Below are 24,108 nucleotides of genomic sequence, written 5' to 3' on the forward strand. Positions count from 1 at the left end.
ATGGAATTTTCACCCGACATTTACCAATCAGTACCGCAACTCGCTACAAAAGAAACTGCCTCATTACGAGCTGACTATCCCTGCATTGAACACTTGGAAGCCGGTAACATCGCCCCTTGGTTAGTAGAAAGACTTGACCAATTGTTGGTTCGTGCCAAAACTGAAAGGGCAGGTATGAACCTAGCCAAATGCGTTACTTTAGCGACGGCATCCATCGGATCTGTTTGTTATGCTACTTCCCCACTGGCCCCCATCGGCGCACTGATAGCCGGACTGGGTTATGCTTGGTCAGTGGTGCAAGACATGACTGACTCCCACTGTTTTGCTCCCATTCCCTTTGTACGCGGTAACTTTCTCGAATTTATCTCAGCAATGGGGGACTCCCAAGCGCGAGAGGAATGGTTTGCTGGCAAGAATGAAATTGTGGATTTGATGAACCATCTTGCACCCCTGGAGCGTAGCGAATTTGTGATGCTGCGGCAGTACACCAACACCCTCACCGAATTTCTAACTGGTGTAGAAGCTGGCAAGCGGTTTTATGCTTACAGGTGGCTACTGGACAACTTCACCAACTACAGAGGTGCGTTTCCTACTGTTGAGCAGTTGGCTAAACATCTGGCACAGGTAGCCCCTGACCCTAGAATTAACCATGCACAGGTGACTTTAATTCAGCAACAATCCCAAACAACAGCCCAACTGCCACAACCTAAGATACCTGAACCCAAGTTCATTGAACCAACTAAGCCGCAGTTTGTAGAATTGCCCTGTTCCCCAACAATCCAACCTGCTGCACCAGATCCTTCACAGAACCAAGCACCAGAGATTCAATCATTGTTAACACTGCCACTTCACAACAGAGCGATCGCAATTATTGATGCACTCAGTAACAGTGGCTTTGATATTGCCAAGTGCATCCATGACCAAATTACGGTGATTGCAGGCAATCAGCGAGGTGGTAAGGGTACTCTCATGGCGATTTTAGCCATCCTCAGTAAAGCACTTGAGCCAAACACCAAAATTCACTATTTTACCGCCGGTGATGACGTGTACCCGTTCCAATGCCATCACTTAGTATGTAGACTTAGTTACCGAGAATTGGATGGTGCAAAGGCTGATGCTACTGTTGCAGGTGATTTGTACCAGTATTTAAGGGAGATGGACAACGCCACCCAAAATAGTTACACAGATATTATTTTAGTGATTGATGAAGCGGTGGCGTTGTCTGATTATCTCAGTGATGAGCAGAAGCAATGGATTATTCGCTTTTTGTTTACTCGTGCCAGTAAGAAAGGCGCACAAATTTTCGTGGTGTTGCACGGCAAAAATTTGACATCTTGGGTGGGGACGAAAAACACCGCAGGTTTTGGTGATACTTTCAAAAATGGGGCTACTTTTATTGGCTGTGAAGCCACGAGTAAAAAACTGTCTCCCCTGAAGTCAATCTCACTCGCAACTGGGCGTTACTTCCTGGCAGACATAGATAGCTTTGATAAGGCAATCGCACTTGGCGAAATTGGCACGATTCCAGACTGGTTAAAAACTGAGGTTAATCCTCATTCTGGACAACCTGACCCAGCGCGGACACTGCTTAAGTATTTTCCTGAGTTGAGAAGTGATTCCCCGGTTTTGGTTGATAGAGTACCACCCCAAGAGAAGCCACAGGATGAGTTTCTGAATCAGGCCAGAGCATGGCTAGATGAAACTTGGGTGATACCGGATGCGCCACCGCCCACTTGCCCCCCAAATCCAAGCGATACCGACCGATACCAACCGACTGACAAGGCTTTTGAGCTATTGGAATCGTTTGGTATCGATACCGGAAACGATACCGGAATCGGTGATACCAACCCGGAAAATGGCGATTCTAAGACCCTTGCTAGTGATACTGGAAACGTTTCCGAAACTCGTTACACTCCCGCAGAATTGACCCTTGAACAACTGACTGGCATCGTCAAGCAGATGATATCCAAGAAAATGTCGCAGACTCAAATTATTCAATCCCTCTGGGGAGTGGAGAAAAACGGTAAGGGCTGGAAACAGGCTTACACCGAATATAAGGAACTGTTTCCATCAACTGAATAAACAGTTATCGCCACAAGGACAAACAAATTTTGACATGGACACCAACAGACACCACACTAGACACGACCCAGACACCAGGTATCTAGATGATGTCCGGTAGACACCAATAATAAATCAGCTAAGTTTTGTATCACAAAAGGCAGTTATCGTCAGGGGTATTAACACAGGTTTGAAAGGGGCGATTGCTAGAGCTAAACTGAATCTTCATCCTTTAGTTCGGATAAAATCTTGTCGAGCCTGTCGTTTGCGTCTTTAGCAAGCCTAGTGCATCGCACACTTGCAGCCATTCCACCTGCGGCCGTAACAGTTCCTTCGGGAACTTTGCCTGATAGTAAAAGCCCAGCACCTATAAGGCTAATACAAGCAGACAGTCCAGTTGCAATTAGTGCGAGGTTGAAACTGTAACGTGCTTGGCGTACACGCTCTCTGATAATTTCTTGATTCGTGAATTGTGTCATCTTTTTTTACCAATCAACTGCTCTTAGTTTCGCTGTTCGGCGTTTAAAGTTCAGTCTAGGTAAGGTTTTGAGAGCAATGGCTTTTGTATGAGTTACGTATAACTTTCGCTTTCAACCCGTAGAATAGGCATAAGTTAGGTTTTTGGCTATGGCAAGACAATCTCTTAAGGCGTGTCAAGTAGGTATCGAGAAGGCAAGGGCATCTCTGACTGGTAAAGGTTGGACACAGGAGGAATTAGCAGAAAAAGTAGAGACGACCCGCCAGCCAGTTTTTAATTTTTTTGCAGGCAACGGAGTAGACCGCAAAAATTTTGTCAAAATCTGCGAACAGCTAGAACTAGATTGGCAGGAAATTACAGGTCAATCTAAATCAACTAATTTAGTAACTTCACTAGATAGTGTCGTGGATGTACTTGTAGATGAAGTACGAACACACTGTAAAGCCAAAATTGAAGAGGAATGTGGTTCTCTGCGAATGTTAGATCGCAAAACACAACCTCTAAATAGAGTTTACGTCGAAGTAAAAATTCGGTCGAAGCATGGAAAACCAATTATATCTAACCAACAAAGGATTAAGAATCTTAAAAAATCGACCCACTTTACAGGAGCGAGTGAAAATCCAGAAAGACCAAGAATGTTTAGTGAAGATACTAAAAAGTTTGAGCGGATTGATTTAAGTAATCCTAATGAACGAATAGCAGGGCTAGATGCTGTGAAAATGTTTAATAAGGTGATAATACTGGGTAAACCAGGAGCAGGTAAAACAACATTTTTGAAGTATTTGGCAATCCATTGCATTGAAAGTGAACTTACACCAAATCAAACTAAATTAATACCTATCTATATCCGTTTAAATTTATTAGTGAAAAGTAAAAATACTTTACAAGAATATATTGAAAATGTATTCTTTAACAATAAATTCTCAAAGATACAAGTAGAAAAAATTTTAGATAGTGGAAGTGTTTTATTTTTGCTCGATGGTTTGGATGAAGTTGCTGGAGTAAATAATAATATAAAATTTGAACTCGAAGTTTTTGCAAATACTTTCTATAAAAACCAGTTCATAATAACTAGTCGATTAGCCGCTTTTGAGGATAGTTATGAAGGCTTTACTGAAATTGAGATTGCTGACTTCACTCAAGAGCAAATGGAAGCTTATGTTAGGAAATGGTTTGTTGAAAATTCCAAAAATTTACCTGAGAAAGATGAGAATAAAGCTAGACAGTTTATTGCTAAACTAAAGCTTTCAAAATACGCTCAAATTCAAGAATTGGCTACGATACCTCTTTTGCTTAACTTGCTCTGCTTGGTTTTTCAAGAAAACACTGATAAAAAGGATGATTTCGATTTTCCGTCCAACCGATACGAGCTATGCAAGGAAGCTACTGAAATTTTGCTGAGTAAATGGGATGAAGAGAAGGGAATTAAGAGGGAGCAGTTTGCTCATCAGAATATAAACAGGGATATTGAGGTAGAACAGCTTTATCGCTGTTTAAATGTAGAAGAAAAAGTTAGTTTTTTAAGTTATATTGCTGCTGAAAACTGGAAAAAAAGTATTAAGCAATTTCCGGAAGAAGAAATACTTGAAAATATTAAAAGTTATTTTTTGAATTTAGAATTTAGTAGTTGTAAACCTCAAAAATTATCAAATGAGCATTGTAGGGTATTACTGAGAGCAATTGAGTCACAACATGGGTTAATAATCGAAGAATTTCGTCAAATTTATTCCTTTTATCACCTTACATTTCAAGAATATTTCACGGCTAAATATTTTCTAGAAAACCCTAAACAAGATGCCTTAAAAGATTTAATCAGTTTTATGCTTTACCCGGACTGGCGAGAAGTATTTTTGATAGCAGTGGGGAATCGTAAGAGAGGAATTGATCTGTTAGATATAATGAACTTAGTTTGTCAATACTATGTACAATCTAATTCTGATTTAAAAATTTTTTTAAACTGGTGCAGTGAGAAAGCTAATGCTGTCAATGCTAACTACGAACCATTAGTTATTCGTGCATTTTACTTTGAGCTTGCGATTGGCTTCGTGCTTTGTCAGACTATAAGTTTTAACACAGTTGGTAGCATTGCAGCTACTTTTAGTGGTGATAGCAGTATTTTATCCAGTCTTGAACTTGGTGTTTCACTCACCTGGGATATTAATAATACTCTTGACATTACTTGTGACCCTACCTTTGACAGTATTCTTGCTTTAGCACATAAACTTTATGAAGCCAGAAAAGATACACTAGCCCTTGGTCTATCTCCTGAATTACAGCAATTACTGCAAGACTTGATAGATGAATTATTTAGTATAGAGCAATTAGAAAATCCCAAAAATAAACAGCAATGCTGGGAGAATAATAATTGGCATTGGATTGAACAACTAAAAACTATACTTATTGAGCATCGTGGTATTACTATAACTGGTATTACTATAAATTCACAGTTCGAGTCTAGGAATGATATAGATCATTACTATGATTGCACTCGCTTGCTGGTCTATTGCTTAACTAATGGTTGCGAATTGACTCCAAATATAGAAAAAATTAAAAATACTTTGTTACAAATAAATTAACGTCTTAGTTAAAGTAAAATTTGCATATTTTAAATAAAGTAAATTCACCTGATGACCTCAAATTGAGGGACTACTGGATTAAACGACAGAGAGTGAAAGCTAAATCTGAATTAATCAAAAGTAGACAGAAGATAGCCCAAAGGTAACAATATGTCTGTCCTGTCTGCGCGGAATCGCTATTAAATAATGAGGAGTTACATCTTCATCATAAAAAGCCAAAATCTCAGGGTGGTGGTGATAATTACGGCAACCTACAACTTGTACATCTATACTGCCTTGACTCAAATACATTCTGGAACAATCCGTAGTTTGTGACTTGCTTGAGCCGGATGCGTTGCAAGGCGCACGTCCGGTTCTGAGGGGGGGATTATAGCGATATAGTCCTGCTATCCGACCACGATGACCCCAACTACAGGATTCTAGGTATAGAAGCTAGTATAGACAAGTCAGTCCAGCCACAACATGATTCGTGTGGATTATACTTGCTTTTGGTCATCGCGTTGCAAACATAAGCAAAATTAATCAGCCTACGAAAGAATGAGGGTTGTAGCGTTTGTGGTGTCGGGCTGAATGATAAGTCTGGGTTAAGCGTGTGTCATCGCTGACGAAATCATAGGCTTTTGGGTCAGTTACATTGTGAATTGTTAGGAAGATCATGTAGGCTAGACCCTATGAAAATAAACCGTTTCGGTAGGGCAGAAATCCTCAGCCCCGACCAAATTAATCTCCTATTTACTGAGGGCTTTGTCAACCCACGCGATCGCGCTTTATTCGGCGTGTGCCTTTATGCTGCTTGTCGCATCAACGAGGCTTGCACTTTGGCTGTAAATGACGTGTTTGGCAGCAACGGTGTCAGAGGGGTGTTGGTGTTACGTAGCGTCAACACCAAAGGCAAGCGGGACACTAGGGAAATTCGAGTGCATCCGAAGCTCAAGCAGTATTTGGAAGAGTACAACCCCAACCGCCGCAAGGAGTTCTTGTTTCCGGGGCGGCATGGGTTGGGGCATATTCATAAGGTCAGTGCTGACAAAATTCTCAGAGATACCTGTGTGCGGCTGGGGATTGAAGGGGTAAGTACGCACAGCTTCAGGAGGACAGCGTTAACCAGGATGAGTGATGCGGGGATACCGTTGCGCCATATACAGGAGATATCGGGGCATCGGACTTTGGCAGCTTTGGAGCGTTATTTGGGGGTAACTGAGAAGCAGAAGCAAAACGCTATCTCTGCTTTGGATTTTTGAACTACCAGAGTGAAAAGAATATTATTGTTGAATTAAGTTACATAATTCAACAAACCTGCTTTATCATTATGTTGTGAGCTAATAAAAGCCATTAAACCTCCCAATAAGCCTTTACTACTTCACTTAATCCTCGTCAGGGGAAACTAAAAAGATGAAAACCCCTAACACAGTAGAAGATAAAATCACTCGTCGAATTGACAGTAGTGATCGTGATGTCTTTATGCGTAAGGATTTTGTAGACATTGCTAGCTACACTCAAATTGGGCGTAGTCTTAAGAAATTAGAAGAAAAAGGTAAAATCGTAAAAATTGGTTATGGGCTTTACGCTAAAGCTGCATTTTCTCCTTTATCAAAGCGTATAGTTCCCCGTAGAGGGTTACGTGAACTAGCAACTGAAGCTCTAAAAAAATTGCAGATAGAGGTTGTAGCATCAAGCTATGATCAAGCTTATAGTCAAGGACGTACAACGCAAGTTCCAACCGGACGAGTTGTTGGCGTTAAAGGACGAGTTTCACGTAAAATTGGTTACGACGGTAAATATGTAACCTTTGAATACGTTTCTTGACCCAAACCTTATAGAAGTTATTGCCAGTGATCTTGGTGTTGATCCTTCATTTGTTGAGAAGGATTGGTATGCTATGCGGATAATTGCATCCTTGATCACTGTCAATAATTTTGGTATGCAATTAGTTTTTGCGGGGGGAACTAGCTTATCAAAAGGGTTTGGACTTATTAAACGTTTTTCGGAAGACCTTGATTTCAAAGTAATTTTGCCAAAAGCAAATCCTACACGGAATGAATTTAGTAACTACCGAAAGCAAATTGTTGAAGTAATCCGTGGTAGTAGTTCAGAATGGTCATTGGAGGGCGAACCAAAGTCTGAAAATGCAAATCGTAAATTTACTTGCAACATTCGCTACAAAGAAAATTTTCACATACCTGCGGCACTTCGTCTCTATATAAAGTTAGAGGTTAATTTTATTTCGCCCACCTTGGCTGTTGAACAAAGACCTTTACAGTCTTTTATCGCTCAAGCAATGGATCAATCACCAGAAGTTCCTTTAATGGCTTGTGTTTCACCCATAGAAACAGCAGCAGAGAAACTAAGTGCTTTAACTTGGCGAGTGTTATCTAGGAACAGAGATAGTGAAAAAGATGATCCGTCTCTTATTCGCCATTTATATGATTTAACAGCATTAAAAGACGTAATTTTTAATTATTCAAGCTTTTCAGATTTAGTTATTGATGTGATGCGAAAAGATATAAAGAACAACAGAGGAAAAATTAAATCATTAGCCAACTCCGAAGTAGAATTATTGCACAAAATGCTGTTAACACTAGAAGATGATTCTTTATATGCTAATGAATATCAGCAATTTGTTACAGGAATGTCTTACGCTGTAGAAGATGAATGCCCCACTTTTAGTGAAGCTATAGACGCTGTTAAAAGCATAATTAGCATGATTCAATAAAAAATGTAAGTAGTGGCAAGGTTGACTGGTACTTTGAACCTAGCACTCGATACTGTTTGAAGAAGTAAAATATTAATGGATAGAGTATTTACATTTTTTGAATGTGCTATGTAGCTTTAAATTCATCTATTTTCTTTTTCATAGCAATATAAGCTTCATCTTTAGTTGAGAAGAATTCTCCTAAAAGAATTGAATTTTGACTGCCTTTACTATTCTCGCTCTGAAATTCTGAAATGCTATAGCAAAGCTTTTGAATTGCTATAGAACTCCAATCTTGATCAATTGAGTCAAGAGACACTATGACACTCCACCCTTTATAATGTGCCATGTGATTATTACAGATATATCCTAGCTTTCCGCCAAACTCTATTAAATCATCTTCTTCCCAAATTTCAGGCTCTAGTTCTTTGTAGTTTTGTTCTTTTAACGATTTTTTAAATTCTTGCAAATGGTCTGCGGAAGTAATACTAGTGCAAGTTCTATGAAGTAAGAAATTATTAGGTATATAGGATAGATAATCACCTGTTTTTGGATCATAATTATGTATGGCAATTTCTCGATTTTCAAAAAGTTTTAAATCTAGAGGATTTTCAGCGAACGGGTTTATAAGTATATGTAAACCATCAGCAATCGTTTCTTTATAAATTGGCCTTTCTTCTAGAAATCTATACAGTCCTACTTGCTGATCTGATTGGCATGATCTAGAGCCACTAAATAGAACTGGATATTTACTAATCTTAGCTAAAGCACGCACCTTACAAAAGGTAGCTCTATTGTTAAAGATTACTGCACTTACGTGCTTTAATTTAGAATTAGTAAATAATCCAACATTTACATTAAAACCTGGTTTCTTTTGAACTCTATAATTATAAGAATCTCCAATGATAGTCAAATTACCATCTGCATCTCTTCTTGAAAGAACTTCTTCATATCCGTAAAGGACTCTGATAATTGCTAGAGAATCTTGCAAGAAAAAAAATGGTTGCTCAAAGGGAGCAACGCATATTACAAATGGTTTATTTTTAACATGAGGAAGCTTAGAGTAATCTTTACGGAATTTCTTCTCCTTTTTCTTTATAGAGAATTCGAGCCTAAGTGCGGATAATCTTAGTATGTCCTTTATGCTAGTATTTTCTAATAAATCGTAATCTTTATCCCATTCTGGTCTATAGCCTTCACTATTACTTGCTATTGCTGCTTCAGCAATGAAATCACCATAGGGTGAACTTACAAGAAAATCTGGAGTTTCATATGAGGTATCTACGCTACATCCGAGTTCTTTAAAACAGGCAAATAAATATAATTCCCAGAATACGGAATTAAACTTTGTTTGAAATTCTTGTACCAGTTTTTCATTGCGATCTATAAATCCATCAGCCCAACTTTTAATAACTTCAATCTCTGGTTCGCAAAATCCTGGTTCTGTAATATAGAGAAAGTGATTATGTTGCTCCTCTTTAGGGACAATAGGCGTAAATAAATCCATAATGATAAAAATGCTATAAAATATGCCAAGTAAGTGCTAGCTTTTGAGTGTGCATCCCAATCTGAGTAGCTCGGCGGACACCCGTAAACTGATGCCACACTTGACACTCAGCAGCTTTTAGAGAATTACCTATACTTTAGTTTCCTCAGACGTGCCAAAGCAGCTACTACTGGAGGGTCTTTGACATCTTCAGGAATAATTATTTTATCGTCACTTTGAATTCCACAAATATCAAAATCATGTTCTCCTATTTGCCATGCTGGACGAATGGATATTTGTCGTTTCATAATTCCAAGCTCCCAGAAAAAATCTGGACTGGAACTGTCTTGAGCTATATATCCTGGTGTAAGGATGTAAAATCCCAAATTTTCAAATGCACTGATAAATTGATCAATATTTCTAGAATTGCTTGGTTCAATAGTGCGAATACGATAACTCAATAGGACTTGTGAGTTACTAGAAACTTCCAGCCAATCAGGATTAGTCCCAATAACTACACGATAAGCTGCTGGATTATCAGCATCAATTCCAGTGATAATAGATACGCTGATTTTTTCCTCTACATCTGTGTCTCCTACAGCTTCTCGCCATTGAGCAAAAATTTTCTTGCTTGCATTTTCATCTCGAAATAAAAGTGCAAGCTGTAGGAGTGGGAGATTTTGAGAATTTGGTATAAATCCAACGCCTACTCCGCACCAACCAGCTTTTTCCCAAAGATGGACATTAATCAATGATAAAATCTTACGATCCCGATGTTTTAGGTGATCTATACTATTGAGTTCAGGCGGAGGTTCACCTTGTCCTGGCTTGGGTAAGACTACATTAGCTTGTTCTTCAGAGGTATTTTGAACTGTTTCAGTGTTCCAGGTTTTTGTTCGTTGAGATGGAAAATGCTGATCACTGTCGCTTAACCTCCAATCCGTTAGTTGCAGTTTTGGACTTTTACCCAAAATATTCCAAACAGCTACAGCTACGTTTGTAAAATCCAGTGCGCGAGAAAAAGCCAGTTCATCTTGTAAAAGTCTTTCAAAATACTGTTCTGGATCTGATACAAACGCTATCTTAAAAATTACTCGAATAATTAACTCAGCCAGCGTTTTGCCTAATGATTCAGGATTAAGCTCTGTTATGTAAGATTCATTAGCAGAATGTTTTACTTCTATGAGAGTTTCAAAAGTTTCTCCGCCTTCCTCTTTAATTTGAAAATCAATAACGTTAGCAACAGAATCCGATGATACTATTTGAAATCTAATATTTGGTTGATGAGGGAATAATTGCGAATCAAGACTTGTTGCCAGAAAAGCTTCAAATGCAGCAAGAATTGACTCTGCAATAAACAGCGATCTAGTATTATTTAAAACTTCAGCAACTACGTTGCAGCCAAGAACTTGTGAGCGGAGTTCTACTGTATCCTCTGCTAAAATTTCTGGTAGTTCTGGTAGGTCATGACTTGCTGGTTGTGCTGTCCAATCATTAAAAAATTTACGTACACTCGCCTCATCTTCCTCCTCTGGAATCCAACCCTCAGAACGAAGATAATCTTCATAACCTAGTGCGTACAACGATGCCATGAATGAATGATGAAACCCAAGTTTTTCAAGAACTACTGGCAAAAACTCTAAACACTGCAAATCCTTAAGGGCAGTTTTAAGAAGAAGAATCCCAAGTACCAAATCTTGAGTTTCCCTCTCTTTATTAAATTTCTCTTTAGCTTCTTCATTCAGTCCAATTGCTTGTGCAATAACTGTAGAGGTTTCAATCCAAGCGAGTGTGATTGGAATCCGCCCTAATTGTAATTCGAGCCAGATAAGACGTTGTAGACAGGCAAAGGCTTGAATAGTAATTGTGCCGTTTTCCCAATACTCATTAAAAGCTTGGGATGCTGCTAGGAGCATATTGGAACGTGCAGCCCACAGTAAGCCTACGGACTCATAAGCACTTGCACATAGAGCTAGTGCAGCAATTAACTCACCACGACACTCACGCATAGCTAAGTTATGCTGCGCTCGACCAAGAAGACGAATTGCTTCGTAAGGGTTTCCGCCAAGAAGTTTTTGCTTTCCTCGTGTCAAAAGCATACGTCCTGAAGTTGCTTTACTCTCGCGTTGTTGAGAGAGTAGAAGTACAGCTTCAAAAAGTTCATCGAAGGCAGGATCATCAGGCAAATATTTACCGAGTTCCATGAGAATCTCGATCAATGGAGCTACGGGAAAGTTGACTAAACCTTCAGCCTCTGCAAATACCTTGCGAAATTCCTCTAGTATCCTTTTTAACTCAGCAGGTTCATGTTTGGACTCAGTTAGATCCATTAGTAACTCAATGGATCTTGCTTGTAAGGCAGTGCTTGGTCTATCTTGATCAGCCTGGAGACGCTGTAATTCAGTATGTAAAGTTTTGGTTCGTGCTTCTAGCTTTGCATCGTTGACTTCAAGTTGTGACCGTTGAACGGTTGTCCACAGAAGTTGCCATAAATTAGCTAATTTTTCAATATCTGTGACTTGGCTGCTTTCAATAGCTAGACGCTCAACATCATTATAGATGCGGTTAAACGTGTGAAAGTCATCATGCCACCAATAAGCAGTCCATGCTTTGGCATAAGCACATCGGAGCTTTTGCTGATGGATTCCATATTGTTCGGCTATGCGCTCGGCTCGTGCAAAACGTCCTTCAACCTCTACTCGTGGTAATTCAAGTTCGCGTGATAAAATAGCTGCTTCAAGGCAATCCTCAACAAGTTGATACTCGACACCTTGATAACGACTAGGATCTTTTATCTGCGTCTCCAGATCATTCAATTCAGCTTCACGAGATGTGTCTAAAGCCCCCTTGTTAACAGCCTGTGTAAGAGGCAAATTAATTTTTAGCGTTTCCACAGCTAGATTTTCTCGCTTGTTCTGAAACACCTTATCGAGTATCCAAGTTCTATCTAGAACTCGTACATTAATGTTGTACTGTTTTCGCAGTTCATCTTCAATGTTGGCTCGATCTTTATCTTTGATATATCGACTACTAATGAAATAAATTAAGGTGTAGCCACGCTGTGTTCCTGCAATACCTTCTACATCAGAACGGACTTTTGAACGCCATTGTTGTTTTGCGCTAATTGCAAATGCCCAACGCTCTGATGCAGCTTCGCGCCCAATTCCCTCATACCAGCGAAGAGAAATAGCATCAGATACAGGATAGGTTTCAGAGTCTACTTTGCTGTCTCCCCCCCCAGTAGGGCCTGTTTGTGGCAAAAGATTAGGACAAAGCTCTTTTTCAGCTAGTTTCCGGCAGAAGTTTTCAAACTCCAGTTCTTGTTTACGATTGGTCAGTGTTTCCAAGTGATATTCAAGAAAACTACGATCCAGCAACGACTTCCCAACTACTTGTGTATCGGAGAAAAGATAAGGTCGCCGCGCTCTCATGAAATCCGAAGGACGGAAGGATACTGACTCAGGTTGCTGACGCTTTTCAGCCATAAATATAGTAGAACTTTGCCTAAAGACAATACAATCTGCAAGTACGGAAATACTATTATAGCCAGTGAACTATAATTTACAATCGTCATAGGAGCGAATTACTCCATGTAGCCGAAAGTGTTCAACCAAAAGCTTGGTTTCCCCTCCAGCTAATTCTAGTTAGGTGAAGTTATATAAAATCTGCTGGAATTTATATCTAAAAATAAACTTTTTTCAACTGAGCCACGTAAACTGGAAACTAAAACCGAGTCGGTTGACCAAACGTTAACGTATCTTCTAGGGACAAGAGCCAGTGTCAACTACTGACAAGCAATGCCGCATTATAGCCCTGTTTAATCAGGCGGGTGGTGTCGCCAAATCGACACTGACCCAAAACCTGGGATACCACCTAGCAAAACGAGAACACCGCGTTCTCCTCATTGACATAGACCCCCAAGCCTCATTGACCAAATTCATGGGGTTAGTGCCATCTCAGCTACAAAAAACTGTTGCTGATGCCATTATCAACGAGCAGCCCTTACCGATTCATGAGGGTATTCACGGTATGGATTTGGCTCCAGCAAGCAGAGTCCTGAGTGGAGCAGAAATGCAGTTAGTCAGTGCTGCCATGCGCGACCTGCGCCTTAAGGAAGCCATTGAACCTATTCAGGATGAATACGACTTCATCCTGATAGATTGTCCCCCCAGTTTAGGGCTACTTTCTTACATTTCCTTAGTTGCGGCTACACACGTACTCGTACCAGTGGAAACCCATCTCAAAGCCTTTGAGGGAACGGACGAACTCTTACAAACTATTACCCACGTAAAAAATAAAGCTAACCGTAAAATCCAAATAGCCGGGTTTGTTCCTACGCGGTATGCTCACCAGAACTCAGCCGATAAACGAGCATTAGCAGCCATCCAAGAACAACTTTCGGCTTGGGGTCGTATCTTCCCCGCTATCCCCAGAGCTACTGCTTTTGTTGATGCCACAGAAGAACGTGCGCCACTAGCAGTATTTGACCCTAAACATTCTGTAGTCAATATCCTTGAAGAAATAGCTTTGGCTTTGGAGGCTTTGTGATAAGACGTAAGCAAACAGACAAACCCTTTGGGGGTCAAATTACAACTCCACCCCCTGCACCTTGGTTAGACTCACCAGATGCAGAAACATCAAGAGCTACCGAAACTACTATCAAGCTGGAAGATATAGTTCTACCCCCACACCAGCCCAGACGATATTTTGACCCACAAGCATTAAAAGAATTAGTAGAGTCAGTCAAACAGCATGGCATCCTCCAACCTTTGTTAGTGCGTCCGCTAGGCGGAGGTAAATACGAATTAGTAGCAGGAGAAAGACGCTATCGGGCAGGGCAGGAAGCTTTGCTTGAAGTTGCGCCTGTGGTTGTGCGTGAGCTATCTGATGACCAAGCATTTCAGTTGGCTTTGATTGAAAATCTGCAACGAGAAGACCTGAACCCTGTAGAAGAAACTGAAGGTATCTTACACCTGTTAGCAATCCGGCTTCATTGCGATATAGAAGCTGTCAAATCCTTGCTGTACCGCATGAAGAACGCTCACAGCAAAGGAGAACAGCAGCCACCAGAGTCATTAGATGAATCTAGGAGAAACGTTTCTCCTAACTCAGAAGAAACAGAAACTGGGGATAACATTTCTGACGATTTAGACGAGGAAACAGAATCTAGGAGAAACGTTTCTCCTAAAGTGGATTTGGAGCAATCAAAGACGGTAGAACAGGTATTTGAGAGCCTGGGGCTGATGAATTGGCTATCGTTCACCACCAAGCGTTTACCATTGCTCAATCTGCCCGAAGAAATTTTAATGGCACTGCGAGAAGGCAAGCTGGAATATACCAAAGCCCAAGCCCTGGCACGAGTAAAAGATGAGGAAGTGCGAAAACAACTCTTGTCACAAGCAATAGCTAACGATTGGTCTTTAAGCCAAATCAAAGAACAAATTATCGCTAACACTCCTGATGAACCATCCGCCTCATCTAAAACACCTAACCAAATACCAGAACGACTCAAAGATATCACCCAGCGCATTAAAAAGCGTCAGCTATGGAAAGAACCACGCAAGGAAAAACAGCTAGTAAACCTTCTAAACAAGCTAGAAGCCTTACTTGGGGACGAGTGACTTATTAAAGGTTGTCAGGTAATCTCTACGAATAGAATTGAAAAACCTGTGATTCATGATTGGGTGAGAGGGGAGAAACAGAGATGGCGGAAGCTTCACAGATTCAAGCATTACTCAAGGCTTGGTTAGATTACATTTACATCGAAAATTTGAGTAATGCCAAAGTAGAAGCTGACGAATCGGAACACTCCAACATCTGGGACTCTCTTGTAAATCTGGTAGGGGATAAATTATTAATAGACGAGTCTTTATTTAAAAACATCAAGCAACAGTTTAAAAATTCCAAGAACAAAGTTCAAACAGAATTACCATCAATTGCTGTAGCTTTCCCCCAGATTTATGAAATTGAAAGCAATCGCCGTCAATTTCGCCCGTTGTTCACCATCAACGTTTCTCCTATCTTTGAGGGCAATTATCGCACTGGCGGATGGGATTTAACCCAGTACGAGTTTCAGCCTGTTATTCCCAATTTGATGCAGTGGTACGGGCTGGAGGAAGAAGCGGCTGAGTCCCTGGTGACAAGGGAAGGGCTGAAAGTTTTTCTCGAAACTACTTTCAATCGTCCCTTTAAGACGCTACAAGATTTTATGGGACTGATTGAATTACCACCGTTTCCTGTGCGGTCAAAACTGCTCCCCTATTTATTAGATTTTGACTACGCTCCTTTTAATCAGCACCTCAAAAAAGATTTTCAAAAAATCAGCGAACAGAATTACTTTCAGTGGGCAAGACCAGGACATCCAGCTTACGAATACCTGTTTGGGCAACCAAAAACACCTCAGCATGAAGTGCTTTTTTTGGGTGCTTTTCCTAACTCGCTACCCGATGACTATCAAGCACAAGCTCTTAAACATTCTCAGTTAAACTCTATTACTGCCGTGATTGGCCCGCCGGGGAATGGTAAGACCACACTGTTGTTACATAAGATAGCGCAGCAAGTGGTAAGTCGAGCCGTGGAATTAGCAACAACGGGTAAAGATAAAAGTAACCTAACTGTGGTAACAAGCACTAACAATTTTGCTGTAAAGAACGTTGAGAAAATCTTAGCCAGTAACTTGACCTCTGACCATTTCTACTTGTCGGGAGGCTCAAGGGATTTAGTTGAGAGCCAAGTTTTACCTAGTTTGCAAGCTGCACTCGACTGGTTAACCAAAGAAACGTTTAATCACGATGAATGGGAGTCAGCACAACAACAATTATTAACTGGTGTTCAACAAATAGAAACTTACAAAAAACAAGACGAAAATTATCTGCAACAGAAAAGTGGTGATGAACAACTATTAGAGGAGCTATGCCGAGATATACAATCGGTCGAGTCAGCGATAAAGACCTCTGTTGTTAAGCCCTCAGCATTAGAATCTTCACACGACTACTCTAGGTTTCCACTAGAAGCCTACCAGCAGATAGGACAACATCTTGACAGTGCTAGGCGTTCTTTGCCTAGAGTTGATTACTGGCAGAATAAGAGTAGAAATGACAACTGGTTTGTCCAGATTTTGCAGGCGATTAAACGATTCTGGCACTCGATAAGCAAAAGCAGCCCACATCATATTCTCAAACGCCTGCATAAACAAATAGAGATGCCTGTGTTAGCGACACTGGCCACCCCATTTCCTTTTCAAATCCCACTAACAACTGAATCTCTCATAGCAGCCCAGGAGAATGTTAATCAGCTTTTAGCAGAAGCATTTTCTTGGCAGCAAAAACAAAACAGTCTCGACAGCACACAACAGCACTTAGAGTCATTACAGCAAGAACTCACAGACTCCATTAATCGGCGTTCTCAAGTTGAAACCAGACTAGCTAGTTATCCCACCACAGATTTTTACAGTCGTTTCTACACCGAATTGCACTCACTGCAAGTAGAGTTATTTGAGTGGTCTTGGCAATTTCAACAGCAGGAAGCTCGACGGCGAAAAGATGAGGTGATAGCTTCCATGAAGACTTACATTGCTGTCTTGAATGGTGAATGGGATGCTTACCGCCAGTTAAGTCTTAATTGGAGAAACATTTATCGGGATATCAGTCTGTTATTTCCAGTATTTCTTTGCACTTTGCACTCCATCCGCAATTTGTTACCCTATCCCGATAGTGGCTGTATTGACCAAGTAATTGTAGATGAAGCAGGTCAGATTCCACCGCATCAGGTTTTCCCTGTTTTAGTGAGGTGTAATCGGGCTTTGATTGTAGGCGATCCATTGCAATTAGAGCCAGTTGTTAACTTGAGCGACCAGAAGAAAGATGAATATCGCAGCAAATCTTTTCTGGAACAAGGTTTAACGGATGTAGATTATGACCGCTACAGCCCCACTGCTTCCACAGCTTATCACCGTGCTGCTGGGGCATCAGGACAAATCCAAGATATTGGTCAGGGGATTATCCTTAAGTATCATTACCGTTGCGTTCCGGTGATTGCTGATTTTTGCGATCGCTTGTGCAATTACGGCATGATCATCAAAACTGAGCCTAAAGCTTCTCGCTTGGGTACTAACCTGATTGCTTGCAATGTGGAAGGGAAGCTAGAGAATAACGTAAATTGGGCAGAAGTTGATGCAGTAGAAACGTTGATTGAGGAGTTGTTAGCGGCGGGTTATCGCTTAAATCCTACTGATTCTGAGAACGAAATCGGCGTGATTTCACCTTACCGCAGTCAAGCAAATGCCCTAACTCAACGTTTACGATCTCGCTGGACAGATTTTTCAAAGCAGAGCATTGGCACAGTTCACACGTTCCAAGGTGGCCAGAAATCAGTGATAATTTTCTCGACTCGCCAATGTCAAGCAAGTTATAGCCTCTGGTTTATTAATCGCCGACCTAATTTACTGAATGTGGCTGTGAGTAGAGCAAGAGAATTGTTTATCCTGGTGGGGAATTTGGGGCGAATTTCTGAAGGGGGGCATACCAAGGAGTTGGTAGAGTATATTAAGCAATTTGGAGAGATGCGAGAATTTCAAGAAAGTGCAAATGCCACTTTTATCCGTAAACAGTAAATAGAGTTTAATAAAATTGCCTGATTAGTTTTGGAATCATGTGAAATTCAATTTTTATTAACAGTAATTAAACTATAAAATTAATTTTTTTAAACGTTCGGGTAAATCAACATCAATTGGTTCAGTTACAGGTGCTGTTTTCAATCCACTTAATTGTTCTATTTCTTTGATTTTCCTAATTAAAATTTTAATTAAAGCACCGTTTTGATTAAGTTCAAAAATATCATCTTTATCAAAAACTACAATCTTCTTGTTATGTCTTGCATAAAAAAGGAGCTGGCAAAGTCTAGCATAACTAACGCATCTTTGTCGGCTACTTGTATTAGGAAATCCGGCTGCCCCTTTTAAGGTAAAGAAAACACCAAGACCAACAGTATTAAATAACTCTAGAGTCATAATACTGCAAAGACGGGAGAACTGAGCAACAGAAACAACTTCTTCTGTTGCTTTTGCCTCAGCAACAATGCCTCGATAATCTTTTAAAAAAAGGCGATTACAAATAATGTCCCAATCAGCACCATCACCACTAATTAAAAAATCATATTGATGGCTAGCAGATTGATAACTTTTAATTTCAGAATAGCCTACTAATCCTTTAAAGCTGAGAGTGAGAATTCCTTCTAATAAATATCCTGCTTGTTGCCTCTCACTATCAGTTGGTTTTTCTTTTTGCAAATAATATTTTATTTCATCTAAATAATCTGAAAGTTGAATATCAGGAGTATATAACCAATTGATTACTTCATTAGATTCAGGACTATCATGCTTTAAGTATTTCAAAGATTCAATAATATTTTTAGCGGCTTGCTTAGAATCCATTTCCATTTATTTTGAATACTTAATTTTCTTAAATAAATTCAATTTTTGTTTTAGTTTCTGCCATTACATCAAACTGAAGTTCATCATAATCATATAAAGTGATTTCACAATGAGGGCAAACATAAGGTAATTTAGGCATTCCTGCACTGAGAGGAGTTCTTTCTACAAAAGTTTCTGCACAAGTGTGATAAATTAAAAGCCAATTTTGACAAAATTTATCAGCAGATAAAACAGCTAAAATAGCAATAACTTGAGAATATTCAATACCAATTTTTATGGCTAGTTCATGCGGTTGTGCTGTCTGTATTTCCTGATTGAAGTGTTTATTTAATAATGATTTATGATGGTCTGAAAGAAAATCTAATCGGTTTTTACAAACTAAACGAGCCATAGTTTTCACCTCAAGTTTGTAATTCTGATAAAAGAAACTTTAAAGCTTGGACACTTCCGCCATAATTTTCAAGAAAGCATGACAAATGTTGAAAGCTATCTTGATGCTTTAAGTTTCCATTTGAAAAATAGAAATGAGAACGAATTATTCCTTTTGATTTACCATTGTCCTCCGATATGTTATCTAAACTAAATTCATAAGACTTGAGTCCCCAATCATGAATTAGAGTTCTCAACAAAGCATTTTCAACTGTATTAACTAATTTGGGAGTTTCTTCTAAATTAAGTACATTCAATGCTGTTTGTGCTAAATGTTTCGATAATGCTTGTAATCCCCTCATTTCAAGTTCCGCCTGATCAAAAGCACCAGTGCTATGAGCATTCAACGCAACTCCACGATTATCAGTGCGAATTCTTAGATGCCTCCAAATATAATTTTGGTTTCCAACATATTTATCCCACATATTCTGTAAAATTAGGTTATTAAGATTCGGATGCTGCCAAGTAGCTTGACATTGAGCCATAAGTTCATCGAAAAAATCAGGAATATGAGACCAATATGGAAACTGCATCAGTGGTTCAATTTGTGGATCTATTAAATTAGATTTTAAATAGTTATATCGAAATCCATTCCATGATAAAGCCACATAATTAGCTCCTATTTCTGCAACTACAGTCCATCTAATATGATAAGTAGATACACGATTAACATCTCCTAAAATATTATCATTTGAAATATTTTCAGCTTTAAATACTTTTTGATAGTAGGGTAATTTTAACGTGCGTATATACCATTTTCGATTATCATTTTCGTCTTCAATAGGGCCATACCATCCATCATCTCCAAATTCTGTAATAAGTGTATTGGCTGGGTTTAAAATGGGATATTTTATGCTATTGCCTAACTTTAGACTTAACCATTTTCGAGGTTGTTGTACAAATGCAAGTAAAACATCGTTTGGACTAATATCTTTGTTTTGAATTGCTTCTGTTAAGCTAGCAGCTAATTTATATTTAGACTGATTTTTATTTTTTTTAGCTAAACTTCTCAAAGTATTTAAAGTAAACTCTGAGCTATACAAAAACTGAGTACAAAATATATTACTATCAGAAAACCCTTTATCTATAAAAGCTAGTATATTATTTTTGTCTGTATTTGCCTGTGATGCTGCCATACTTTGACCTTAATAGCTTGAATTTTTCATACATTATCATTATGCTGGTTAAATATAGTACACGAATATATTGATTATGTATAATTATCTTTTAAAAGATAAATCTAATTAAATTAAAGGCCATGTAATGGTTTCAGGAGACGACAATGGTCGCCTGTATGTAATGGCGGTTAAGTAGCATCAGTACAAGACAAAAATTAGACATAGCAAGCCTTCTAGTAATCGTTGAAAATTGCCTAATTTATAGCCTTTTAGGTAAAGTCAAATATAGTTTAAACAAAAGAATCAGGGTTGTGGCTTCTTCGCAAGGTGCTAGTTAGATTCTGTTTTAGACAAAGTTTGTCAAGCACGTAAGTTTCTGTACGATTGCTACCAGAACATCAGGAACAACAATTAAACATTAATATACTTAAAAAGTTTACAATGCCTTGCTTTCGAGGATTTAAGAACTCGTTGCGCTCTCGGCGGCGATAGCGGAGTGGCTCTTGCGGGCTTGTGGATCTAGTTAGCTCAACAAGTAATCTCCCTGCCCGTAAGAGCCACCGCCGAGAGCGAGCGAAGCGGCAACGAGTTCGTCGGGGCTACACGAATCACCGACTAAAACCTCTTTGCTGCTGTCTGCGTTTCTCCTGCTCGTAGTGCCGCCGTTCTAGCAAATCCTGATTCCAAGTCAAATTATCAGGCGGAAGTCTCTTACTTTGGGGCAGCAATTCTAGTACAGCACTAGCGGTTTCTTGACCTTGCTTATCCTTATTAAATGCCAGCCCAATTCTGCTGATATTTTTGAGAACTTCTAGAGGCAAGTTATGCGGGTCATCCACCACCATGTACATTGTTCTCACTGGCGGCATTCCCTTGTGTGCGTCCCTATCCATATCTGCTATTGACAGTGCATCAATGGGTGAGTCGCACAAAAATACTCTCTCGATTTTATCGTCTGCTTCTCCACCCAATTTAATGTGAAACCATCCCTGATCTGATTGGGTGCTTTCGCTTTTCTGTGAACAGCGATTGTCAAGGCGTGTGGTGTCCCAAACCAGTGCGCCTGATTTTTCACCGTTTAAATCCCGTTTGATAAACACAACATTTCGCTGTTGATCTATGTAACCTAAGCCCAGCAGATGTAATGGTTGCACAAGTAAATCGGAAATACCGCGTTTTTGAGTTAGGTAATTTTGTAATGCAGGCCAGAGACTTTCATCCTCTGCTGGTGGTGTAAACTGGGGTGAACGCTGTTTTTGCTCTCTATTCAATGCCAGTTGATTGGTAGCAATTAGAACTAATGTTTTAGCTTCATCAGTAGTCCATCCAACAGGACTGGCTTTAATAATCTCTTCTACATCTGGGGCTGGGTGATTATCTAATAATGCCCTATTAGCAATTTCTTTGTCCCGGTCAATCACTAATAAACTTTGCAAGTCGCCACTGTAATACTGATATAACTCGACTGCTTGATTCTGGTTTAGCTTTGGTTTAGGAGTGGTTGGAATTTGAGCTTTATTTTCAGCGATTTTATTTATGAGTTGTTCGCTCTCCACCGCTTGCTTAACAGAATTGTTTAACAGCTGCTCAATTCGTGCATCATCCCTTTGTGGCTGGTAGTCAATTCGGAGATGTTTTTGCAAACCAGGAAATGTGTAGGCTGCACCTAATTGTGTGCCACTAAAAGCAATTCCATCTTTCTCATAAGAAATTCCTTTAGATTTACCGTTCCTGGTAAATCCTGTCCTTACACTAATACCAGCTTGCTGCAAACGCATAATTAACGTTGGCATCTGGGGATGATCAACAGATAAGTTATCAATTGTCTGCTGAATTAGCTCCTTGATGCTGGGTTCTGGTGGGGTATCGCGCTTACCCTGCTCATATTCTTCTTGCTCTCGTTTAATGCGCCGAAATTGTCCTGTGCTTTGTGTGCGATTTAATCTTTCTCTACTGCCCTGGACTTGCACTAAATCATAGTCAATTTCAATCTGACGTAGGACTTTTTCAGAGCGTACATAATCCCAGGAATCATCAACCAGTAACCCTGTGTCCATTCTGATTCTGCTGGCTGCAATGTGGACATGATCATCGTCGGTGTTTTCGTGGCGGAAGATGACATACTGATTGGCATCAAAGCCCATCTCTTTCATGTAGCGATTGCCAATTTCACACCATTTATATTCAGAAATTACATCATCCTTGGCTGCTGAAAGAGAGACATGATAAACAACACGTTCGGCATCTGGATTTAGTTGTCGAGATAGTCGAAATTCTTTCGATAATTCTCTGGCATTTCTGCCACTCATGTTACCACCAATTAGTTTGGCATTTTCACTGTTATGTAAATAATCTAATAACTTGCGAAAACCTCTACCCTTCGTCTGCTTCCCAATCATCGTCTTCCTCCTCTTCTTCTTCCCAGTCGTTGTCTTCTTCCGTGTCTACTTGAGCAATGTCTCGTCTGCACTGATGCAACACTGACAAAAGTTCTTGTAACAGTTCTGGGTTGGCTGGGGGAGTACGCCCCATTTTTATCGCTGTGTTTGTGGCTTTGACAAGTTGGTTTAAGTTATTGCCGATTTGTCCTAATTCCCAATATGTTTGTAGGCTAATTTTGCTTAGTCGTTTGGGCAGTGGTCGCAACAATCCATTACGCCTCATCAACTCACTCGCTGACATTCCCGCATCCTTTGATTTTATCCGCAGCAGATCCAATTCAATGTCACTCAACCTTAGTGAAAAGAGGTGGTTTCTTATGAGTCTTTTTGACTGCTTGCGACGAGACATAATCAATAGTTTAGGGTACAAAGCGAAGCGGGGTTTTTTAAGGGGGTGCGCCCCCTTGAACAAGCCGTCGTCCGAGCGTAGCGAGGTTTAGCGTTAGCTAAAAGACATGGCTTGCTTCTAGCCCATTTTCGGGGTAAGGGAGGTGTTATCGGCTACGTATGTACGGAGGCACAGCGAGGAGCTGGGAGGGGGAACATGGCACAGTCGTGATGCTGACAATACTACAACTAACAAGGGGATATAACAACGGCTTACTTTGTCATAACGAAAAATCAATGAATAGGTAAATTCTAGATTAAGCTTACGCCACAATAAGGCAGATAAAATCAGCTAGGGATAAATGGTAAATACGGCGTAGCCGCAGTAACGAATTTATAAGAAGTATGACTAAATAATCATCACGGTGTAGCCGTCACAGTAAAAGGTAGTTCGGCGTAGCGGCAGTAGTCAAATTTTTATTAGTATTTTTAAAACAAGTTGGGATAGATTTTTTCAAATATCCGATAATTAGTAGTTAATTAATCACTGCATGAAATCACAATGACTGAACATCAGAAATCAGAGGTGATCACTAAGAGCAAGGTTGATAAGGCCATCGAATTACTGAAGGAGCAGAAGCCGAAAGAGCGAGAGGATGTATCAGACAGAGATGCTGTCCGGCAGATGAGGAGATACATTGAGAAGCTGACTTCCTCTAAGTACGGCTACACTTATGATGAAGTGTCAGAGATGCTTCAAGGGCTGGGGATTAATTTGAGTGGCAGCAGAATCAAGTATTTAATCGGTGAGTTGAAGAAAAGCAGTCGTCGCCATCAAAAGAAATCGGAGGGTGACAACAAAGATACATAATCAAATCGCATACTGAAACTCAGTCAACAGTTGTAAATACTGCGTCAAATAAGACAAGAAGTGAGGCTGAGAAAGCACCTGTAAGTTGTACTAAAGCCAAAAGAAAAAGTCAATTATCACAGAGCAGCAGCGAAAAGCTGAATCGAGCATAAAGAGCAAATTTAATACCTATAACTTTCAAACATAAATAATATAGAGC

At 39.9% G+C, this 24,108-nt stretch carries 17 protein-coding genes and 1 pseudogene; 10 read left to right on the forward strand and 8 right to left on the reverse strand.

What is annotated here, in order from left to right:
* Positions 1-2,082: a hypothetical protein gene (locus FD725_RS32215; protein ID WP_218653203.1), complete on the forward strand. Its 2,082-nt coding sequence runs from the start codon at positions 1-3 to the stop codon at positions 2,080-2,082.
* Positions 2,083-2,273: 191 nt separating this feature from the next.
* On the opposite strand, the gene FD725_RS31725 is transcribed toward FD725_RS32215, so the two are convergent.
* Positions 2,274-2,540, reverse strand: a complete 267-nt coding sequence (locus FD725_RS31725; RefSeq protein ID WP_179052146.1) for a hypothetical protein — start codon at positions 2,538-2,540, stop codon at positions 2,274-2,276.
* Between the two features lie 148 nt (positions 2,541-2,688).
* Here FD725_RS31725 and FD725_RS31730 point away from each other — a divergent pair, with 148 nt between their 5' ends.
* The 5 genes and pseudogenes from FD725_RS31730 (at position 2,689) to FD725_RS31750 (ending at position 7,828) form a co-directional block, all read left to right on the forward strand.
* On the forward strand, positions 2,689-5,115 hold the full coding sequence (locus FD725_RS31730) for an NACHT domain-containing protein (RefSeq protein WP_179052147.1): 2,427 nt from the start codon (positions 2,689-2,691) through the stop codon (positions 5,113-5,115).
* Positions 5,116-5,327: 212 nt separating this feature from the next.
* Positions 5,328-5,423 (forward strand): annotated as a pseudogene (locus FD725_RS32920) (hypothetical protein); the annotation flags it as partial.
* Positions 5,424-5,786: 363 nt separating this feature from the next.
* Positions 5,787-6,356: a site-specific integrase gene (locus FD725_RS31740; RefSeq protein ID WP_179052148.1), complete on the forward strand. Its 570-nt coding sequence runs from the start codon at positions 5,787-5,789 to the stop codon at positions 6,354-6,356.
* Between the two features lie 151 nt (positions 6,357-6,507).
* On the forward strand, positions 6,508-6,921 hold the full coding sequence (locus FD725_RS31745) for a DUF6088 family protein (RefSeq protein ID WP_179052149.1): 414 nt from the start codon (positions 6,508-6,510) through the stop codon (positions 6,919-6,921).
* On the forward strand, positions 6,905-7,828 hold the full coding sequence (locus tag FD725_RS31750) for a nucleotidyl transferase AbiEii/AbiGii toxin family protein (RefSeq protein ID WP_179052150.1): 924 nt from the start codon (positions 6,905-6,907) through the stop codon (positions 7,826-7,828). Before FD725_RS31745 ends, FD725_RS31750 begins: the two co-directional genes overlap by 17 nt.
* A gap of 106 nt (positions 7,829-7,934) precedes the next feature.
* Here FD725_RS31750 and FD725_RS31755 read toward each other — a convergent pair whose 3' ends face one another.
* On the reverse strand, positions 7,935-9,314 hold the full coding sequence (locus FD725_RS31755; RefSeq protein WP_179052151.1) for a hypothetical protein: 1,380 nt from the start codon (positions 9,312-9,314) through the stop codon (positions 7,935-7,937).
* Between the two features lie 125 nt (positions 9,315-9,439).
* Positions 9,440-12,778 (reverse strand): hypothetical protein, encoded by a 3,339-nt coding sequence (locus FD725_RS31760; RefSeq protein WP_179052152.1) that lies wholly within the window; start codon positions 12,776-12,778, stop codon positions 9,440-9,442.
* 292 nt (positions 12,779-13,070) lie between these two features.
* Here FD725_RS31760 and FD725_RS31765 point away from each other — a divergent pair, with 292 nt between their 5' ends.
* The 3 genes from FD725_RS31765 to FD725_RS31775 all read left to right on the forward strand — a co-directional run bounded on the left by FD725_RS31765 (position 13,071) and on the right by FD725_RS31775 (position 17,904).
* Positions 13,071-13,841 carry a ParA family protein gene (locus FD725_RS31765; RefSeq protein ID WP_179052153.1) on the forward strand — a complete coding sequence of 257 codons (771 nt, stop codon included), beginning with the start codon at positions 13,071-13,073 and terminating at the stop codon, positions 13,839-13,841.
* Positions 13,838-14,914 (forward strand): ParB/RepB/Spo0J family partition protein, encoded by a 1,077-nt coding sequence (locus FD725_RS31770; protein WP_372726753.1) that lies wholly within the window; start codon positions 13,838-13,840, stop codon positions 14,912-14,914. The genes FD725_RS31765 and FD725_RS31770 overlap by 4 nt, the downstream gene beginning before the upstream one ends.
* An 83-nt stretch (positions 14,915-14,997) precedes the next feature.
* On the forward strand, positions 14,998-17,904 hold the full coding sequence (locus FD725_RS31775; protein WP_179052154.1) for an ATP-binding protein: 2,907 nt from the start codon (positions 14,998-15,000) through the stop codon (positions 17,902-17,904).
* A gap of 72 nt (positions 17,905-17,976) precedes the next feature.
* Here FD725_RS31775 and FD725_RS31780 read toward each other — a convergent pair whose 3' ends face one another.
* From FD725_RS31780 to mobC, 5 genes are all read right to left on the reverse strand, one after another.
* Positions 17,977-18,723 (reverse strand): hypothetical protein, encoded by a 747-nt coding sequence (locus FD725_RS31780; RefSeq protein WP_179052155.1) that lies wholly within the window; start codon positions 18,721-18,723, stop codon positions 17,977-17,979.
* 28 nt (positions 18,724-18,751) lie between these two features.
* Positions 18,752-19,114 (reverse strand): hypothetical protein, encoded by a 363-nt coding sequence (locus FD725_RS31785; RefSeq protein ID WP_256872057.1) that lies wholly within the window; start codon positions 19,112-19,114, stop codon positions 18,752-18,754.
* Between the two features lie 10 nt (positions 19,115-19,124).
* Positions 19,125-20,288, reverse strand: coding sequence for a hypothetical protein (locus FD725_RS32925; protein WP_256872058.1), 1,164 nt, complete (start codon positions 20,286-20,288; stop codon positions 19,125-19,127).
* Positions 20,289-20,878: 590 nt separating this feature from the next.
* Positions 20,879-22,669 carry a relaxase/mobilization nuclease domain-containing protein gene (locus FD725_RS32930; protein ID WP_256872059.1) on the reverse strand — a complete coding sequence of 597 codons (1,791 nt, stop codon included), beginning with the start codon at positions 22,667-22,669 and terminating at the stop codon, positions 20,879-20,881.
* A complete protein-coding gene (gene mobC, locus FD725_RS31800) occupies positions 22,644-23,060 on the reverse strand; it encodes a plasmid mobilization relaxosome protein MobC (protein WP_179052156.1) in 417 nt (138 codons plus the stop codon). The genes FD725_RS32930 and mobC overlap by 26 nt, the downstream gene beginning before the upstream one ends.
* A 540-nt stretch (positions 23,061-23,600) precedes the next feature.
* On the opposite strand from mobC, the gene FD725_RS31805 reads away from it, so the two are divergent.
* Positions 23,601-23,909 (forward strand): hypothetical protein, encoded by a 309-nt coding sequence (locus FD725_RS31805; protein WP_179052157.1) that lies wholly within the window; start codon positions 23,601-23,603, stop codon positions 23,907-23,909.
* The last annotated feature ends 199 nt before the right edge of the window (positions 23,910-24,108 follow it).

The sequence above is a fragment of the Nostoc sp. TCL26-01 genome (assembly GCF_013393945.1).
Lineage (GTDB): Bacteria > Cyanobacteriota > Cyanobacteriia > Cyanobacteriales > Nostocaceae > Trichormus.

What these genes read in the sequence shown, in the direction of transcription:
- FD725_RS32930 (WP_256872059.1), bottom strand. Translation starts at nt 22,669, where the DNA reads ATGATTGGGAAGCAGACGAAGGGTAGAGGTTTTCGCAAGTTATTAGAT.
- FD725_RS31775 (WP_179052154.1), top strand. Translation starts at nt 14,998, where the DNA reads ATGGCGGAAGCTTCACAGATTCAAGCATTACTCAAGGCTTGGTTAGAT.
- FD725_RS31730 (WP_179052147.1), top strand. Translation starts at nt 2,689, where the DNA reads ATGGCAAGACAATCTCTTAAGGCGTGTCAAGTAGGTATCGAGAAGGCA.
- FD725_RS31785 (WP_256872057.1), bottom strand. Translation starts at nt 19,114, where the DNA reads ATGGCTCGTTTAGTTTGTAAAAACCGATTAGATTTTCTTTCAGACCAT.
- FD725_RS31725 (WP_179052146.1), bottom strand. Translation starts at nt 2,540, where the DNA reads ATGACACAATTCACGAATCAAGAAATTATCAGAGAGCGTGTACGCCAA.
- FD725_RS31745 (WP_179052149.1), top strand. Translation starts at nt 6,508, where the DNA reads ATGAAAACCCCTAACACAGTAGAAGATAAAATCACTCGTCGAATTGAC.
- FD725_RS31740 (WP_179052148.1), top strand. Translation starts at nt 5,787, where the DNA reads ATGAAAATAAACCGTTTCGGTAGGGCAGAAATCCTCAGCCCCGACCAA.
- FD725_RS31805 (WP_179052157.1), top strand. Translation starts at nt 23,601, where the DNA reads ATGACTGAACATCAGAAATCAGAGGTGATCACTAAGAGCAAGGTTGAT.
- FD725_RS32215 (WP_218653203.1), top strand. Translation starts at nt 1, where the DNA reads ATGGAATTTTCACCCGACATTTACCAATCAGTACCGCAACTCGCTACA.
- FD725_RS32925 (WP_256872058.1), bottom strand. Translation starts at nt 20,288, where the DNA reads ATGGCAGCATCACAGGCAAATACAGACAAAAATAATATACTAGCTTTT.
- mobC (WP_179052156.1), bottom strand. Translation starts at nt 23,060, where the DNA reads ATGTCTCGTCGCAAGCAGTCAAAAAGACTCATAAGAAACCACCTCTTT.
- FD725_RS31760 (WP_179052152.1), bottom strand. Translation starts at nt 12,778, where the DNA reads ATGGCTGAAAAGCGTCAGCAACCTGAGTCAGTATCCTTCCGTCCTTCG.
- FD725_RS31780 (WP_179052155.1), bottom strand. Translation starts at nt 18,723, where the DNA reads ATGGATTCTAAGCAAGCCGCTAAAAATATTATTGAATCTTTGAAATAC.
- FD725_RS31755 (WP_179052151.1), bottom strand. Translation starts at nt 9,314, where the DNA reads ATGGATTTATTTACGCCTATTGTCCCTAAAGAGGAGCAACATAATCAC.